The following is a 15,683-nucleotide window of genomic DNA, read 5'->3' as shown; positions in this document are numbered from 1 at the left end:
ACACCTAGTCGCGGCGGACGGTCTGCGGGACCACGCCCCAGCCGGGGCCGGTCGGGCCGCCGGTGGCGCCGCCGTCGCCCGGTTCGTCACCGCCGGTCGCGCCGCCTTCGGTGGTGCCGGCGTCGCCCCCGGTCGCCCCGCCGTCGCCGGTGCCGCCGTCCGCGGTGCCGCCGCCGGTGGGGGACTCGCCTCCGGTGGTGCCGTCGGTGGTGCCGCCGGTCTGGCCCTGCGTCTGCCCCGCGGGGGCGCTCGGGCTCTGCTCGGGCGTCCGGCCGCCCTCGTCCTCGCCGCCGGTGGTGCCGCTCTCGTCGGTGTCGCCGGTGGCCGGGCCGGAGGGGGCCGTGGAGCGGGGGATCTCGGTGACGTCGGAGCCGGGCTGGAGGTCGAGGTCGAAGGCCTTGACCGGCTTGCCCTTGAGGGCGTCGCGGGTGAACTGGGCCCAGATCTCGGCGGGCGGTCCGCCGCCGTTGATGCGGGGCAGGCCGAGGGCGCCGTACAGCGGCTTCTGAGCGGCCGTGACGGGGTCCTGGCCCATGACGGAGACCACGACGGCGAGGTCCGGGGTGTAGCCGGCGAACCAGGCGGCCTTGTCGTTCTCGGCGGTGCCGGTCTTGCCGGCGACGGGGCGGCCGGTGGCCTGGGCGGCGGAGGCCGTGCCGTTCTGGACGACGCTCTGCAGGACCTTGGTGGTGGTGTCGGCGGCCTCGCGGCTGACGGCCTGGCGGGTGCGCCGGTCGGGCAGGTCGACCGGGGCGCCTTCCTTGGTGACCTTCTCGACGACGGTGTAGGTGCCGTGGCGGCCGTGGTTGGCGAGGGTCGCGTAGGCCTCGGCCATGTCCAGGACGCTGGCGGTGGCCGTGCCGAGGGCGATGGCGGGGCCGTCGGCGAGGTCGGGGGTGGTCTCGGGGATGCCGAGGTCGATGGCGGTCTGCTTGACCTTCTGGGGGCCGACGTCGGCGGCCATCTGCGCGTACACCGAGTTGACGGACTTGTCGGTGGCCTCGGTGACGGTGATGTCGCCGTAGGACACCTGGTCCTCGTTCTCGGGGGCGTACGGCTGGCCGGTCCAGCCCTGGACGGGGCGCTGGTTGGTGCCGTCGTAGACGGTGTTGGGGGTGATCGCGCGGCCGTCCTGCGTGCGGGAGTCGTTCTCGACGGCCGCGGTGAACACGAACGGCTTGAAGGTGGAGCCGACCTGGAAGTCGCGGCGGGTGGCGTTGGGGGTGTACTGCTTGACGTAGTCGATGCCGTTGTACATCGCCACGACCTTGCCGGTCTTGGGGTCGACGGCGGCGCCGCCGGCGCGCACGTAGCGGTCGACCTTGTTGTTCTTCTTGTCGAGCTTGCTCATGAGCTTGTCGTCGACGGCCTTCACGAAGGCGTCCTGCTTGGGCTTCTGCAGGGTGGTGGTGATGCGGTAGCCGCCGGCGTCCAGCCTGCTCTCGTCGACGATCTTGTTCTGGACGAGGTAGTCCTTGACGATCCGGACGATGTAGCCGCGCTGCCCGGACATGCCGGTGGACAGGGTGGACTCCTTCGGCACCGGGAACTTCATGCCGGTGCGCTCGGACTCGCTGAGCCAGCCCTTGGTGACCATGCCGTCCAGGACGTAGTTCCAGCGGGCCTCGGCGGCCTTGCGGTTCTCGGGGTGGGCGACCACGTCGTACTGGCTGGGGGCGTTGACGAGCGCGGCGAGGTAGGCGGCCCGGGCAGGGTCGAGGTCCTTGGCGTCCATGCCGTAGTAGGCCTGGGCGGCGGCCTGGATGCCGTAGGCGTTGCGGCCGAAGAAGCTGGTGTTGAGGTAGCCCTCGAGGATGTGGTCCTTGCTGACCTCGCGGTCCAGCTTGATCGCGATGAAGAACTCCTTGGCCTTGCGCGTGACGGTCTGTTCCTGGCGCAGGTAGTAGTTCTTCACGTACTGCTGGGTGATGGTGGAGCCGGACTGCTTGCCCTTGCCGAGGGCGGTGTTCCAGGCGGCGCGGACCATGGCCTTGGGGTCGACGGCGGACTCGGAGTAGAAGTCGCGGTCCTCGGCGGCGAGGATGGCGTGCTGGGCGTCCTCGGAGATCTGCGCGAGGGTGACGTTCTCCCGGTTGACCTCGCCGTCGCGGGCGATCACGGAGCCGTCCGCGTAGAGGTAGACGTTGGCCTGCTTCGTGGCGAGCGCGTTGGCCGGGGGGATCTTCACCAGCGAGTAGCCCACGAAGAAGGCGCCGATGAGCAGCAGGGCCGCGACGAGGAAGGCGCCCAGGGTCATGCGCCAGGTCGGGAGCAGCCGGCGCCATCCGGTCCGCTTCCGCTTGCCGGCGGCCTGGCCCTCGGGCGTGCCCGGGTCGCCGCCGGCGTCCGCCTGCGGCTCTCGCGGTGCCCAGCCCTGACTCGGCTGCTGAGGCTCGTCACTCATGTCGTGCACGGACTCCTGTTTCGCGTCGTACGTCGTTCCCGTACGTCTCTGCTCGCTCTTGCGCCCCTGTGATGAAGACTGTCGCATCCGGCGATCAGTTCCCTGATCGAGGGCCGTGTCGTGGGGCGGGTGGCCGGTCCGGTGGTGCGCGGGCGGAGGCGCAGGCGGGCGGAGGGTGGCCCCGCCGCCCGCCTGCGCCTGTTCGTCACCGTCCTGCTCGCGCGGGGTCCCCCGAAGGGGGCACGGCCGACGGTGGGACGGGTCGTGCGCCCCGCTCCGGCCGGCTCCGCTGCCGCACCGCTCGGCCCGGCCACGGGCGCCCCGGCCCGCGCGGACGTGTCGGATCGTACCGTCTGGCCCGGCGCGGGCCGTCGCGTGCGCCCCGGACGCTGCGTGAACCCGCGGCGGGCGCCCCGGGCCGTCGCGTAAACCCGTGGCGGGCGCCGGGTGCGGCCACTAGGCTCCTGCGCTTCGGTGCCGGGCGGCGAGGAGGGCGGTGGACGTGGGTTCGTGGCGGTTGTACGCGGCCGTCGCGGCGGGCGGCTTCCGGCGGTACGCGACCTACCGGGCGGCGACGGCGGCCGGGGTGTTCACCAACACGGTCTTCGGTGTCGTCCTCGTCCACACGTATCTCGCGCTGTGGGACGAGAGGCCGCATCTCGGCGGGTACGACCAGGCGCAGGCGGTGACCTACGTGTGGCTGGGGCAGTGTCTCTACGCGACCCTCGCCATCCAGGGCGGCGGTGCCGAGAGGGACCTGATGGAGCGGATCCGCACCGGTGAGATCGCCGTCGACCTGTACCGCCCGGCCGATCTGCAGCTGTGGTGGCTGGCCGGGGACCTGGGGCGGGCGCTGTTCCAGATGCTGGGGCGGGGCGTGATCCCCTTCCTGTTCGGTGCGGCGTTCTTCCCGATGGCGCTGCCCACGGACGTCACCCCGTGGGCGGCCTTCACGGTCACGCTGCTGCTGGCGGCGGTGGTCAGTTTCGCGATCCGCCACCTGGCGGCGCTGAGCGTGTTCTGGCTGATGGACGGCATGGGCGTGAACCAGGCCCTGATGGTCACGGGGATCTTCTTCTCGGGCATGGTGCTGCCGCTGAACGCGTTCCCGGGCGCCTTCGGCGAGGTCGTGCGGGTGCTGCCGTGGGCGGCGCAGATCCAGATGCCGGCCGACGTGCTGATGGGGGAGACGAGTGCGCTGCGGGCGCTCGCCTTCCAGGCCGCCTGGGCGGTGGCGCTGCTCGCGGCGGGCCGGCTGGTGCAGTCGGCCGCGACCCGGCGGGTGGTGGTGCAGGGTGGCTGAGCGCAACGCCCTGTTCGAGGGGGTGCGGGCCTACCGGCTGATCGCCGGGATGTGGGTGCGCTCCAGCATGGCCTACCGCGCCTCCTTCGCCGTCACGGTGTTCGGCAACCTGGCGGTGACCGGCCTGGACTTCGTGGCGATCCTGCTGATGTTCTCGCAGGTGGACTCGCTGGGCGGCTGGTCGCTGCCCGAGGTGGCCTTCCTGTACGGGCTGTCGGCGACGGCGTTCGGGATCGCCGATCTGCTGCTCGGCTCGACGGAGACCGTGGGCGCCCGCATGCGCGACGGTTCCTTCGACACGCTGCTGGTGCGTCCCGCGCCGGTGCTCGCCCAGGTCGGCGCGGACCGGTTCGCGCTGCGCCGGCTGGGCCGGATCACCCAGGGCGCGGTGGTGCTGGGCTGGGCACTGGCGGCGGTGGACGTCGACTGGACGGCGGGGAAGGTGCTGCTGCTGCCGGTGATGGTGGTCAGCGGTGCGGCGATCTTCTCGGCGGTGTTCGTGGCGGGCGCGGCCTTCCAGATCTTCGCGCAGGACGCCGCCGAGGTGCAGAACGCCTTCACCTACGGCGGGACGACGCTGCTGCAGTACCCGCCCGGTGTGTTCGGCAAGGACCTGGTGCGCGGGGTGACCTTCATGGTGCCGCTGGCCTTCGTGAACTGGGTGCCCGCCGCCCATGTGCTGGGCCGGCCGTATCCGATCGAGCTGCCCGGATGGGCGGTGTACGCCTCGCCGCTGGTGGCGGTGGTGTGCGGCGCGCTGGCGGGCACGGCGTGGCGGACGGGGCTGCGCTCGTACCGGAGTACAGGGAGTTGAGATGACCGGTCCTGACAGCGGGTTCATCGAGCTCGACAATGTCGAGAAGGTCTTCGAGGTGCGCCGGAAGACCGGCTTCATGAAGCGGGAGCGGCGGCGGGTGCGGGCCGTCGACGGGATCTCGTTCCGGGTGGAGCGCGGCGAGATGGTCGGCTACATCGGCCCGAACGGTGCCGGGAAGTCCACCACGATCAAGATGCTGACCGGCATCCTCACGCCCGGCGCGGGCCGGGTGCGGGTGGCGGGCATCGAGCCCTCCCGGGACCGCGTCCGCCTCGCGCACCGCATCGGGGTGGTGTTCGGGCAGCGTACGACGCTGTGGTGGGACCTGCCGTTGATCGACTCCTACCGGCTGACGCACCGCATGTACCGGATCCCGGACGCCCGTTACCGGGAGAACCTGGACCGGCTGGTCGAACTCCTGGACCTGGGCGGCCTGCTGGACGTGCCCGTGCGGCAGCTCTCGCTGGGGCAGCGGATGCGCGGGGACATCGTGGCGGCGCTGCTGCACGACCCGGAAGTGCTGTACCTGGACGAGCCGACCATCGGTCTTGACGTGGTCTCCAAGGCGAAGGTGCGGGAGTTCCTGCGGGAGTTGAACGCCGAGCGCGGGACGACGGTGCTGCTGACCACGCACGATCTGCAGGACATCGAGCAGTTGTGCAAGCGGGTCATGGTCATCGACCACGGGCGGCTGATGTACGACGGGCCGCTCACCGGGCTGCACGAGGCGGGGGAGAGCGAACGGACCCTGGTCGTGGACCTGGAGCGGGAGCTGCCGCCCATCGAGGCGCCGGCGCCCGCCCGGGTCGTCCGGGTGGAGGGGCCGCGGCAGTGGCTGGCGTTCCCGGCGGCGGAGTCGGCGGCGCCGCTGGTGGCCCGGATCGCCGCGCGCTACCCGCTGGTCGACCTGTCGGTGCGCGAGCCGGACATCGAGGCGGTGATCGCGAAGATGCTGCACGCGGTGGGGAACACCCCGGAACCCGGGCCGGAGCGTGCGACCACGTAGTGCCCGGCAGGGGCAACTCGTAGGCTGCTGGGTATGACCGACGACGCTGTGCCGGACCTCCGCGCCTCCGACGCCGACCGCGAGCGGGTGGCCGACATCCTGCGGGACGCCCTCGCCGAGGGCCGCCTGGACATGGGGGAGTTCGAGGAGCGGCTGGACGCCACCTACCGGGCACGGACGTACGGCGAACTGGCGCCGATCACCCGGGACCTGCCGGCCGCGGGCGTCACGGCGCCGGTGGTGTCGCTGCACAAGGAGCCGGCCGCCGGGCCCGGCTGGCAGGGCCGGATCGTCGGCGGCGAGGGCTCCTCGACGTGGGCGGTGGCCGTGATGTCCGGCTTCCAGCGCAAGGGCCGCTGGACGGTGCCCCGCCGGTTCACCTGCTTCGCCTTCTGGGGCGGCGGCGAGATCGACCTGCGCGAGGCGAACTTCGCCGACCGCGAGGTCGAGATCAACGCGATCGCGGTCATGGGCGGTGTGGACGTCATCGTCCCGCCCGGTGTCGAGGTCGTGGTCCGCGGCATCGGCGTCATGGGCGGCTTCGACCACCGCGAGGAGGGCGTGCCGGGTGAGCCGGGGGCGCCGCGGGTGATCGTGACCGGGTTCGCCTTCTGGGGCGGTGTCGGGGTGCAGCGCAAGCTGACCCGGGCGGAGAAGCTGCGGATCCGCGAGGAGCGGCGGCGCGAGAAGCTGGAGCGCAAGGAGGGCCGGCAGGAGCTGGACCCCTCCCGCCGCCGGGATTCCCACTGGGAGCACTGAGCCCCCGGACGGGGTGCCGGCGCCGCCCGCGGCTCGGGCGCCGGTGCCGGGCCTGCGTGCCGGTCCCGCGGGGCGTGAGCGCCCGCCCGTGAGGACGGGCGGGCGCGGCGGACCTACAGCTTCGCGGGCGCGGAGCCCTTCAGCGTCCGCAGGTCGAAGGACTGCGCCATCCGCGCGTAGCCCTGGTCGCTGGGGTGCAGGTGGTCGCCCGAGTCGTACACCGGCCGCAGCCGGCGCGGGTCGTACGGGTCGCGCAGCGCCTGGTCGAAGTCGGCCACGGCGTCGAAGACGCGGCCGGCCCGGATCTCGGCGTTGATGCTCTGCCGTACCGCCTCGCGGGCCGGTGTGTAGCCGCGGTGGCCGTAGAACGGCATCAGGGTGGCGCCGACGACCTTCACGCCGCGTGCGTGGGCCCGGTCGACCATCGTGCGCAGGCCGCCCAGGATCGCGTTCGGGTCGGCGAGACGGGGGTTGCGCAGGATGTCGTTGACGCCGAGGTCGATGACCACGACCTTGACGTTGGTGCGCTCCAGCACGTCCCGCTGGAAGCGGTTCAGGCCGCTGGGGTTGTCCGCCGGGCGGCCGCGGCCGTCGGCGAGGACCTGGTTGCCGCTGATGCCCTGGTTGACGACGCTGTAGCGCGGCACGTCGGCCCCGGCCGCGATCTCCTCGCGCAGCCGGTCGGACAGGACGTCGGTCCACCGGGCGTTGGCGCCGACGGTGGAGGTGATGCCGTCCGTCAGCGAGTCGCCGAGGGCGACGACCGTGCCGTCGGACTCGTTGCCGAGCACGTCCAGCGCGGTCAGGTAGCGCCAGGAGCCGGTCCGCTCGGTGTAGGGCGCGCCGGTGGCGTCCCGGGTGTGGTCCCCCGGGGCGGCGTAGGAGACCTGCCGGGCGTGCCGGTGGTGGGTCACCGGGCCGGACGCGGCCGGGGTGTAGGTCGTGACCAGGACGTCGCTGTCGGCCGGGACGGTGAGGCGCACGGCGTCGCTGAGCACCTGCCGGCCGGGCGGCACGACGACCGCCGGGCCGCCGTTGAAGGTCAGCTGCCGCATGGTGTCGCCGATGGCGGCCGGAGTGCCGCTGCCGGCCGCCAGGGCGATCGAGGCCCGGGTGATGGTCAGCGGCGACTGGCCGTAGAGATTGGACAGCGTCACGCGGGCACTCGTACCGCCGACGCTGGTGTGGACGACGTTGCGCACGGAACGGTCGGCCATGCCGGTCACCTCGGTGCCGGGCTCGGCGGCGGAGGGAGAGGTGGACCAGGTGGCGACCCAGGTGCCGGCGGAGGCGGGTGCGGCGGAGTTGTGGGGGGCGCGGCCGTCGCCGGGGGCGCTGCGGCCGCGGGTGCCGTCGTCGGACGCCACGCCGACGTACAGGGCGGTGGAAAGGGCCATGATCGCTGCGACGACTACGGCCAGGAGGGCGTAACCACGTCCTCGGGTCATGCTGTGCGGTTCTCCTCGGGCGATGGGAGCCCAAGGCTCCGATCTGATGTGCCCATGATGCGTCATGGGCCGGGGGAAGCTCACAGGGCCCCGTGGCGAAGTCCCCTTCCGACAGACGCCGGGAACTCCTGTTCCGTTCCGGGAGTCGGTCAGGAAGGGACAATGTGTGTGCGGGATCACCGAGCGGGTGGAGCGGATGGATCGGACGAAGAGCGAACAAACGGGCGAGGTCGAAGGGCAGCATGCCCGCCCCGGCGCCGGGGTGAACCGCGCGATGACGACCTTCAGCCCGGCGGACGAGGCCAAGCAGCGCGGCGTACGCCGGATGAAGCTCACCGCCACGGGGCTGCTGCTCTTCGTCGCCGTGGTCTACGTGCTCGCCAAGTGGGCCCAGAACTCGGGCGCCGGTGCCTGGGCGGGCTATGTCGCCGCCGCCTCCGAGGCCGGCATGGTCGGTGCGCTCGCGGACTGGTTCGCCGTCACCGCGCTCTTCCGCCACCCCCTCGGCATCCCCATCCCGCACACGGCGATCATCCCCAGGAAGAAGGACCAGCTCGGCGTCTCCCTGGGCGAGTTCGTGGGGGAGAACTTCCTCTCCGAGGACGTCGTGCGGCAGCGGCTGCGGTCGGTCGGCATCGGCAGCCGCCTCGGCGCCTGGCTCGCCGTCCCGGAGAACGCCGACCGGGTCACCGCCGAGCTGTCCGCGGCTCTGCGCGGCGCCCTGACCGTGCTGCGCGACTCCGACGTCCAGGCCGTCGTCGGCGAGGCGATCACCCGCCGGGCGGGCGCCCAGGAGATCGGGCCCGGCCTGGGCAAGATGCTGGAGAAGGTCGTCGCCGACGGCGGCCACAAACGGGTCGTGGACCTGATCGTCACCCGTGCGCACGACTGGCTCGTGCTGCACGGCGACTCGGTGATGGACGCCGTGCAGGGCGGCGCCCCCGGCTGGACCCCGAAGTTCGTCGACAAGAAGGTGGGCGAGCGCGTCTACAAGGAACTGCTGCGCTTCGTCACCGAGATGCGCGACATGCCGGCCCACCCCGCCCGCGGCGCCCTGGACCGCTTCCTCGGCGACTTCGCCGCCGACCTGCAGTCCGACACCGACACCCGCGCCCGCGTCGAGCGCCTCAAGGGCGAGGTCCTCGGCCGCGGCGAGGTCCAGGACCTCATCGCCAGCGCCTGGACGGCCGTACGGTCCATGATCGTCGCGGCCGCGGAGGACGAGCGCAGCGAGCTGCGGCTGCGCGTGCGGGCCTCCCTGCTGTCGCTGGGCTCGCGCATGGCGGCCGAGCGCAAGGTGCAGGACAAGGTCGACAAGTGGGTGGAGGACGCCGCGGTCTACGTCGTCACCACCTACCGCACCGAGATCACCTCCCTGATCACCGACACCGTGGCGAGCTGGGACGCCGAGCACACCACCAGGAAGATCGAGGCCAACATCGGCCGCGATCTGCAGTTCATCCGCATCAACGGCACGGTGGTCGGCTCCCTGGCCGGCCTGCTGATCTACACGGTGACGCACGCGCTCGGGGCGTAAGGAAATCCGGTCAGGGCACTTGAAGAGCGTTCTTCTCGCTGAGGAGGGAGCCCATGACCACCACGCAGGCCGGGACCGGCCGAACCGTGACCACCAGCATCCCCGCCCGCCTCGACCGCCTCCCGTGGTCGCGCTGGCACTGGACCATCGTCATCGGTCTCGGCACCGTGTGGATCCTCGACGGTCTGGAAGTGACCGTCGTCGGCAACATCGCCAGCCGCCTGTCCGAACCGGGCAGCGGCCTGCCCATCACCTCGGGTGAGGTCACCGGCCTGGCGGCCGCCCTGTACGTGGCGGGCGCCTGCATCGGAGCCCTGTTCTGGGGCCGCCTGACCGACAAATGGGGGCGTAAAAAACTCTTCATGATCACCCTCGCGGTGTACCTGGCGGCCACCGCCCTCACCGCGATCTCCTTCGACACCTGGTGGTTCTTCCTCTTCCGCTTCCTCACCGGCTTCGGCATCGGCGGCGAGTACGCGGCCATCAACTCCGCGATCGACGAGCTGATCCCCAAGGAGTACCGCGGCCGGGTCGACCTGATGATCAACGGCAGCTTCTGGCTGGGCGCGGTCTTCGGTTCCCTGCTGTCGATCGTCGCCCTGGACACCGACATCTTCGCGGCCAACGTCGGCTGGCGCCTGACCTTCGCCCTCGGCGCGGTCCTCGCCCTGGTCATCCTCCTCGTGCGGCGGCACGTCCCGGAGAGTCCGCGGTGGCTGATGATCCACGGCCGCGACGACGAGGCGGAACGCATCGTCTCCTCCATCGAGCAGGAGATCGAACGGGAGAGCGGCAAGCCGCTGCCGCCCGCGGAGGGTGAGATCACCATCCACCAGCGGCGCAGCGTCTCCTTCCTGGAGATCGGCCGCACGGTCTTCGCCGACTACCGCAAGCGGGCCATCCTCGGCTTCTCCCTCTTCATCGGCCAGGCCTTCCTCTACAACGCCATCACCTTCGGCTTCGGCGCGATCCTGACGAAGTTCTTCGACGTCCCGAGCGGCAACACCGGCTACTACTTCGCCGTCATCGCGCTGGGCAACTTCTTCGGCCCGCTGCTCCTCGGCAAGCTCTTCGACACCGTCGGCCGCCGCATCATGATCTCCGGCACCTACCTCCTGTCCGGCCTGCTCCTGTTCGGCACGGCCTGGCTCTTCGACCAGGGCTCGCTGAGCGCGGCCACGATGACGGCCTGCTGGTGCGCGGTCCTCTTCTTCGCCTCGGCCGGCGCCTCCAGCGCCTACCTGACGGTCTCCGAGGTCTTCCCGATGGAGACCAGGGCCATGTCCATCGCCTTCTTCTACGCCATCGGCACGGCGGCCGGCGGCATCAGCGGCCCGCTGCTGTTCGCCGAGCTGACGGAGACCGGGGTCGTCGGGGACACCGTCCTCGCCTTCAGCATCGGCGCGACGCTGATGTGCCTGGCGGGCCTGGTGGCGGCGTTCCTCGCCGTCAACGCGGAGCGGCGCTCCCTGGAGGACATCGCCAAGCCGCTCACCGCGGCGGCGGGCAAGGTCAAGCGCGCGGGCGGGGGAGACCCCGACGGCCCGGGCGCGGCGGGTTCCAAGCCGGCGACGGCGTAGGACGGGTGACGACGGCACGAGCGTGAGGGCGGGGGCGTCTTCGGCCCCCGCCCTCGGCCTCCTTTGCCCCCGGCCTCGCGGTCGGTGAGCGGCACGCCGGAACTGCGCTATAGTTGATCTGCGTCCAGCCGCCGGAACTCCGGTGGGGGGACAGTGCGTTGGTGGTCCAAGGAAAGACGCCCCACTTCCTGTGGGGAGATGCAGGTGCAAGGCCTGCCCGGCGCTCCGACGAGAACCCGGCCCTGGAATTCAGGGCCGGGTTCTCTGCTGTGCGTACGCCGTTGGCCCGGTCACCGGGCCCGGTGCCTGTCGGGAGGCTCCGCCGGTCCCAACCACAGGGGCCATGGGTCGGCCGGCCGGCCGGCCGGGGACGGGGCCACTCGTCGGTCGGCCGGGGATGGGGCTGCTCATCGGCCGGTCGGCCATCGGGCCACTTTTCGGCTGGCCGGGGACGGGGCCACGGATCGGCCGGTCGGCCACCGGGCTGCTCATCGGCCGGTCGGCCATCGGGCCACTTATCGGCTGGCCGGGGACGGGGCCACGGATCGGCCGATCGGCAGGTCACCGGTTGGCCAGTCACCGGTCAGCGGATGCCCGGTCCGCGGTCCGCCGGGTTACCTTGCCGAACGGGCGGCCGAACGCCGTGGTGCGCCGTCGCCTCACTGCGAAGGCGCACCCCGTACCGCGAGCCCTGCCCACGGGGTGTCAGGCGTCGCCGCGCCCCCGCCGGTCCGCCACGGCCCAGGACGCGAGCGCCACGGCCCCGGCCACGCCGAACACGGCCGGCCAGGCACCCACCTTCTTCGCCAGCGGGTGCGACCCCGCGAACGCGGCGACGTACGCGGCGGTGAGCGCGCCCGCGGCCACCCCACCCGCCTGCTGCCGCCACTGCCGGGCGGCAGCCGCCCCGGCGACGGCCAGCACGACCCCGCCGAGCGGCCGCTGCCTGGTCCAGCGGGCCGCCCCGTACCCGCCCACGAGCCCGCTCGCGGCGACCACCGCGCTGGGAACCTTCGCCATTGCCTGCCTCCTGCGTGCCACGTTCCTCGCCCCATCCCGGACGGGACTGGGTCCCTTCGGTCCCGCCGGTCCGTCTCGGTCCGTCCCCCGATCCCTCGAAGCCCGAGGCTAACCCCCGCGTGGCCGGGCGCCTGCGCCAGGGCAGGTCAGAATTCCTCGCCCCAACCTGAGCCGGGGCTTGTCAACTTTCCTCCTCCGAGCTATATAAGAAGACGCAGACCGTCGGGCATCGCACCTACTGCGCCTGAAGAGAGGAGTGACCCGTGATGCTCATGCGCACGGACCCCTTCCGTGAACTCGACCGTCTCACCCAGCAGGTCCTCGGCTCCGCCGCCCGCCCGTCCGCGATGGCGATGGACGCCTACCGCTCCGGGGACGATTTCTTCGTCCACTTCGACCTCCCCGGCATCGACCCCGAGACGATCGAACTGGACGTGGAGCGCAACGTCCTCAACGTCCGCGCCGAGCGCCGCTCGCCGGCCCCCGAGGGCGCCGAATCGCTGGTGGCCGAGCGTCCCACCGGCACGTTCACCCGCCAGCTGTTCCTCGGCGACACGCTCGACACGGAGCGCATCGACGCGTCGTACGAGGCCGGTGTGCTGACCCTGCGCATCCCGGTGGCCGAACAGGCCAAGCCCCGCCGCATCCAGATCACGGGCGGCGACGCGCGCAAGCAGATCAGCGGCTGACCCGGCCGACCGTACCCACGCAGGCACGAGGGCCGTCCCCCGTCGTCCCCCTCGGGGACGGCCCCGCGCACCCCACCCACGCCCCGTGCCGCCGGCGCCGGAGGAGCCCGGCGGCGCGCAGGCAGCAGCACCGGATCCGGAGGAAGACCCGTAGATGAGCGTGACGACGGTGCCCAGTGTGACGACGACACCCACGGCCCCGAAGACCCTGATCCCGACCCCGCCGCAGCACCGGAAGACCCGGGACGACGACAGCGCCTGGGCCCGGCTGGTCGACGCGGTACGGGAATCGGGCCAGTACCCCACCAGGCCGGAGGCCGAGCGGATCACCCGTATCGTCCTGTCCGCCCTCGGCGGTCACGTCGTCGGAGACGAACGGGTCGACCTCGCACACGCCCTGCCGGAAGAGGCCGCCAGGGTCGTCGCCTCCCAGATCCCGGCCACGCGCCGCCTCACCGCAGCGGAGTTCGTCGACTCCGTCGCGGCCCGCATCGAGGGGGCGACCCCCGCGACGGCCCGCTGGGACGTCAGTTCCGTCCTCAGCGTGCTGCCGCCCCTGGTCGGCGACGACCTGGTGACCCGCATCCTGGCCCAACTCCCGCCCGGCTACGCCCTCCTGTTCGGCCGAGCGGACCTGAGCCCGGCATCGTGAACCCGACGCCGGGCGCGACGGCCACCACGGCAGCACGCGGATGGTGGCCGTCGCGCCCGGGAGTCCCAGCCGCCGACCAGGAGCCCCGTGACCCGGAAGCAACCCGTGACACTCACCGCTGCCGACGGCACGCGCATCGCCTGCACGGATCACCGCCCCGCAGGTCCGCCCGGGGCGGCCGCCTTCCTCCTCCTGCACGGCCTGGCGGGCCACCAGGGGGAGTGGGACGCCCTCGGAGCACGACTGACGGCCGACGGCCACCGCGTGGTGACGTACGACGCCCGGGGCCACGGAGCGGGCACCCGCATCCCGCCGGACACGAGCCGCGCGGCCCACGTCCGGGACGCCGTCACCGTGATCGAGGCACTCGACCTGGCCCCCGTGACGCTGCTCGGCCAGTCCCTGGGCGGCCACACGGCCCTTCTGCTCGCCGCGTCGCAGCCCCGTCTGGTGGCGTCCTTGATCCTGGTCGAGGCCGGCCCGGGCGGCCCGGCTCCCGAACTCCCGGGCAGGATCGCGCGTTGGCTGGACAGCTGGCCGACGCCGTTCGCATCCCTGGAGGAGGCGGCAGGGTTCCTCGGGCACGAAGCGTGGACGGGAACACTGGAGCAACATGAGGACGGCTGGCATCCGGCCTTCGACCGCGCGACGATGATCTCCACGGTCGCCGAACTGGCCACCCACGCCTACTGGCGGGACTGGACGCGCATCACCTGCCCCACTCTGCTCGTACAGGCCGAACACAGCACGATGCGCGCCGACGAACCCGCGACCATGCTCACCCACCGCCCGCAGACCCGCCTCGTCCGGATTCCCGGCGCGGGCCACGACGTCCACCTCGACCAGCCGGCCCGCCTGCACGAGGCGGTACGCACATTCCTCCTTGACCTCGACCAAGCTTGAGGTCCTACCGTCGTCGCGACCGGAACCCACGGAGCGCAGGGAGGACGAGCATGACCACGCGGACCGACGACCTGAGGGACTACCCCGACGAGGAACTGGCCGCCCAGCCGATCGGCGCCTGGACCGGTGAGGCCTACCGCAGGGTCGTAGGGGCGATCCGCGCCCAACTGGCCGTGGAGAACCTCACCCAGCCCCACTGGTGGACCCTCAACCACGCCTCCGGCGCACCCGGCCACTGGACCCGCGCGTCCCTCACCGACCGCCTCAGCCCCTACGACGACCAGGACACCGACCTCGACGCGGTCTACGACGACTTGAACGCCCGCGGCTGGCTCAGGGAGGACCAGCGAGGCGGCATGACCCTCACGGAAGAGGGTGAGGCGGCCCGGCTCCGCGCCCGGGAACGCAACCTCCCCGTCCACACCCGGACCCACGAGGGCGTCTCCCAGGCCGACTTCGTCACCACGGTCAACGTCCTGAGGCGCATGGTCGCCAACCTGGGCGGCGACGGGAACCTCCCCGACCCCGTCATATAGTCCGACCCCGTCAAATAGTTCGACAGCCCCCGTCCCCGCCGACGATGCTGCGGAGCGCACGGCACCACTGCCCACCGACGGGACGGGACCGACCGTTGAACCCCACCCTGCGCCACATCACCTTCGACTGCACCGGCGAGCCCTACGAACTGGCCCGCTTCTGGTCCGAGTTCCTCGGCCACCCCATCTCGGGCACCGACGAGCCCGGCGACGACGAGGTCCTGATCGAACTTGCCGTCGGCACGCCGGGCCTGCTCTTCATCAGGACCGGGGACCCCAAGGGGATCAAGAACCGCCTCCACTTCGACCTCGCACCGACGGGCCGCACCCGAGCCGAGGAGGTCGAACGCGCGCTCTCCCTCGGCGCCCGCATCCACGCGGACCGCACCCTCCCGAACGGCCGGGGCTGGGTCGTGATGACGGACCCGGAGGGCAACGAGTTCTGCATCGAGCGGGGGGAGAAGGGCTAGAAGACGGGCACAGCCCCGCTCCCCGCGAGGGCGGGCAGGGGGAACGTCCGTCGGCCCGGTGGGACGACCATGTCCCCTGCCCCTGACGGCCCGCCCGCACAGGACGCCTCCGACTCCCGCACTCGGCGAGTCCCCCTGGCCTCCGTCCCACTGGTCCCGCCGCCCCCACCCCGAACCGTCGACCTCAAGCGGACCCGGCGGCCGTGGGTACGTCCTGGCCGACGTGACGATCACCCGCCCGACCGTCAGTGACGGCTCCGAGCGTTGCGTTCGGCGGCGGCGTGCCACCAGCGGGGCGGGGACGGTCCGACAGCGGTGGCGCCGGGCTGGTCGGGATGGAGCCCGAGCTGCCGTAACGCGTCAGCCTCGACGCGAATGTCGAACCAGCCGTGCCAGTGACCGTCGGAACCGACCCCGCAGGCCAGGTCCCAGCGGACCTCGTCATGCGTGAAGGGCATCCAGTCGATGCCGCGATCGCGCAGTCAAGCCCGCACGGCCGCCATCGGCGGGGGGCCGCCCGGCAGGTTCTCGTAGGCAGCGATGGTGATCCACTGAGCGC

General features: G+C 72.3%; 15 protein-coding genes. 11 read left to right on the top strand and 4 right to left on the bottom strand.

The features are described from left to right. Positions 1–4: 4 nt before the first annotated feature. Positions 5–2,404, bottom strand: a complete 2,400-nt coding sequence (locus tag Q5694_RS15685; RefSeq protein ID WP_333933569.1) for a transglycosylase domain-containing protein — start codon at positions 2,402–2,404, stop codon at positions 5–7. A gap of 502 nt (positions 2,405–2,906) precedes the next feature. Between Q5694_RS15685 and Q5694_RS15680 the strand changes: the two genes are divergently transcribed. From Q5694_RS15680 to Q5694_RS15665, 4 genes are read left to right on the top strand one after another with little or no spacing between them, the layout of a single operon-like run. Further along, on the top strand, positions 2,907–3,707 hold the full coding sequence (locus Q5694_RS15680) for an ABC transporter permease (protein WP_333933694.1): 801 nt from the start codon (positions 2,907–2,909) through the stop codon (positions 3,705–3,707). After that, the gene (locus tag Q5694_RS15675; protein ID WP_333933567.1) at positions 3,700–4,521 is read left to right on the top strand and encodes an ABC transporter permease; all 822 of its coding nucleotides are present in this window, start codon (positions 3,700–3,702) and stop codon (positions 4,519–4,521) included. The genes Q5694_RS15680 and Q5694_RS15675 overlap by 8 nt, the downstream gene beginning before the upstream one ends. A gap of 1 nt (position 4,522) precedes the next feature. Beyond that, entirely contained in the window at positions 4,523–5,530 is a 1,008-nt protein-coding gene (locus Q5694_RS15670; RefSeq protein WP_333933566.1) for an ABC transporter ATP-binding protein, read from the top strand. 33 nt (positions 5,531–5,563) lie between these two features. Next, the gene (locus Q5694_RS15665; RefSeq protein WP_333933565.1) at positions 5,564–6,289 is read left to right on the top strand and encodes a DUF1707 SHOCT-like domain-containing protein; all 726 of its coding nucleotides are present in this window, start codon (positions 5,564–5,566) and stop codon (positions 6,287–6,289) included. A 113-nt stretch (positions 6,290–6,402) separates the two neighbouring features. On the opposite strand, the gene Q5694_RS15660 is transcribed toward Q5694_RS15665, so the two are convergent. Then, positions 6,403–7,737, bottom strand: a complete 1,335-nt coding sequence (locus Q5694_RS15660) for an SGNH/GDSL hydrolase family protein (RefSeq protein WP_333933564.1) — start codon at positions 7,735–7,737, stop codon at positions 6,403–6,405. A gap of 196 nt (positions 7,738–7,933) precedes the next feature. Between Q5694_RS15660 and Q5694_RS15655 the strand changes: the two genes are divergently transcribed. Together Q5694_RS15655 and Q5694_RS15650 are read left to right on the top strand one after the other, a co-directional pair. Next, positions 7,934–9,274: a DUF445 domain-containing protein gene (locus Q5694_RS15655; protein WP_443040880.1), complete on the top strand. Its 1,341-nt coding sequence runs from the start codon at positions 7,934–7,936 to the stop codon at positions 9,272–9,274. Between the two features lie 53 nt (positions 9,275–9,327). Then, positions 9,328–10,854 carry an MFS transporter gene (locus tag Q5694_RS15650; RefSeq protein ID WP_333933562.1) on the top strand — a complete coding sequence of 509 codons (1,527 nt, stop codon included), beginning with the start codon at positions 9,328–9,330 and terminating at the stop codon, positions 10,852–10,854. A 705-nt stretch (positions 10,855–11,559) separates the two neighbouring features. Here the strand turns inward: Q5694_RS15650 and Q5694_RS15645 are convergent. Further along, on the bottom strand, positions 11,560–11,874 hold the full coding sequence (locus tag Q5694_RS15645) for a hypothetical protein (RefSeq protein WP_333933560.1): 315 nt from the start codon (positions 11,872–11,874) through the stop codon (positions 11,560–11,562). A 266-nt stretch (positions 11,875–12,140) separates the two neighbouring features. Here Q5694_RS15645 and Q5694_RS15640 point away from each other — a divergent pair, with 266 nt between their 5' ends. From Q5694_RS15640 to Q5694_RS15620, 5 genes are all read left to right on the top strand, one after another. Continuing rightward, positions 12,141–12,563, top strand: coding sequence for an Hsp20/alpha crystallin family protein (locus Q5694_RS15640; RefSeq protein ID WP_333933558.1), 423 nt, complete (start codon positions 12,141–12,143; stop codon positions 12,561–12,563). A gap of 154 nt (positions 12,564–12,717) precedes the next feature. After that, the gene (locus Q5694_RS15635; RefSeq protein ID WP_333933557.1) at positions 12,718–13,215 is read left to right on the top strand and encodes a DUF2267 domain-containing protein; all 498 of its coding nucleotides are present in this window, start codon (positions 12,718–12,720) and stop codon (positions 13,213–13,215) included. Between the two features lie 105 nt (positions 13,216–13,320). Then, positions 13,321–14,118: an alpha/beta fold hydrolase gene (locus tag Q5694_RS15630; protein WP_333933556.1), complete on the top strand. Its 798-nt coding sequence runs from the start codon at positions 13,321–13,323 to the stop codon at positions 14,116–14,118. Positions 14,119–14,168: 50 nt separating this feature from the next. Next, entirely contained in the window at positions 14,169–14,654 is a 486-nt protein-coding gene (locus Q5694_RS15625; protein ID WP_333933555.1) for a MarR family transcriptional regulator, read from the top strand. 95 nt (positions 14,655–14,749) lie between these two features. Then, a complete protein-coding gene (locus Q5694_RS15620; protein ID WP_333933554.1) occupies positions 14,750–15,124 on the top strand; it encodes a VOC family protein in 375 nt (124 codons plus the stop codon). Between the two features lie 245 nt (positions 15,125–15,369). On the opposite strand, the gene Q5694_RS15615 is transcribed toward Q5694_RS15620, so the two are convergent. Beyond that, positions 15,370–15,582 carry a hypothetical protein gene (locus tag Q5694_RS15615; protein WP_333933553.1) on the bottom strand — a complete coding sequence of 71 codons (213 nt, stop codon included), beginning with the start codon at positions 15,580–15,582 and terminating at the stop codon, positions 15,370–15,372. Between the last annotated feature and the right edge of the window lie 101 nt (positions 15,583–15,683).

The organism is Streptomyces sp. AHA2 (assembly GCF_036857595.1).
Taxonomy (GTDB): Bacteria; Actinomycetota; Actinomycetes; order Streptomycetales; family Streptomycetaceae; genus Streptomyces.
The sequence above is the reverse complement of the archived record's forward strand: the minus strand, read 5'-3'. Positions and strand labels throughout refer to the sequence as shown.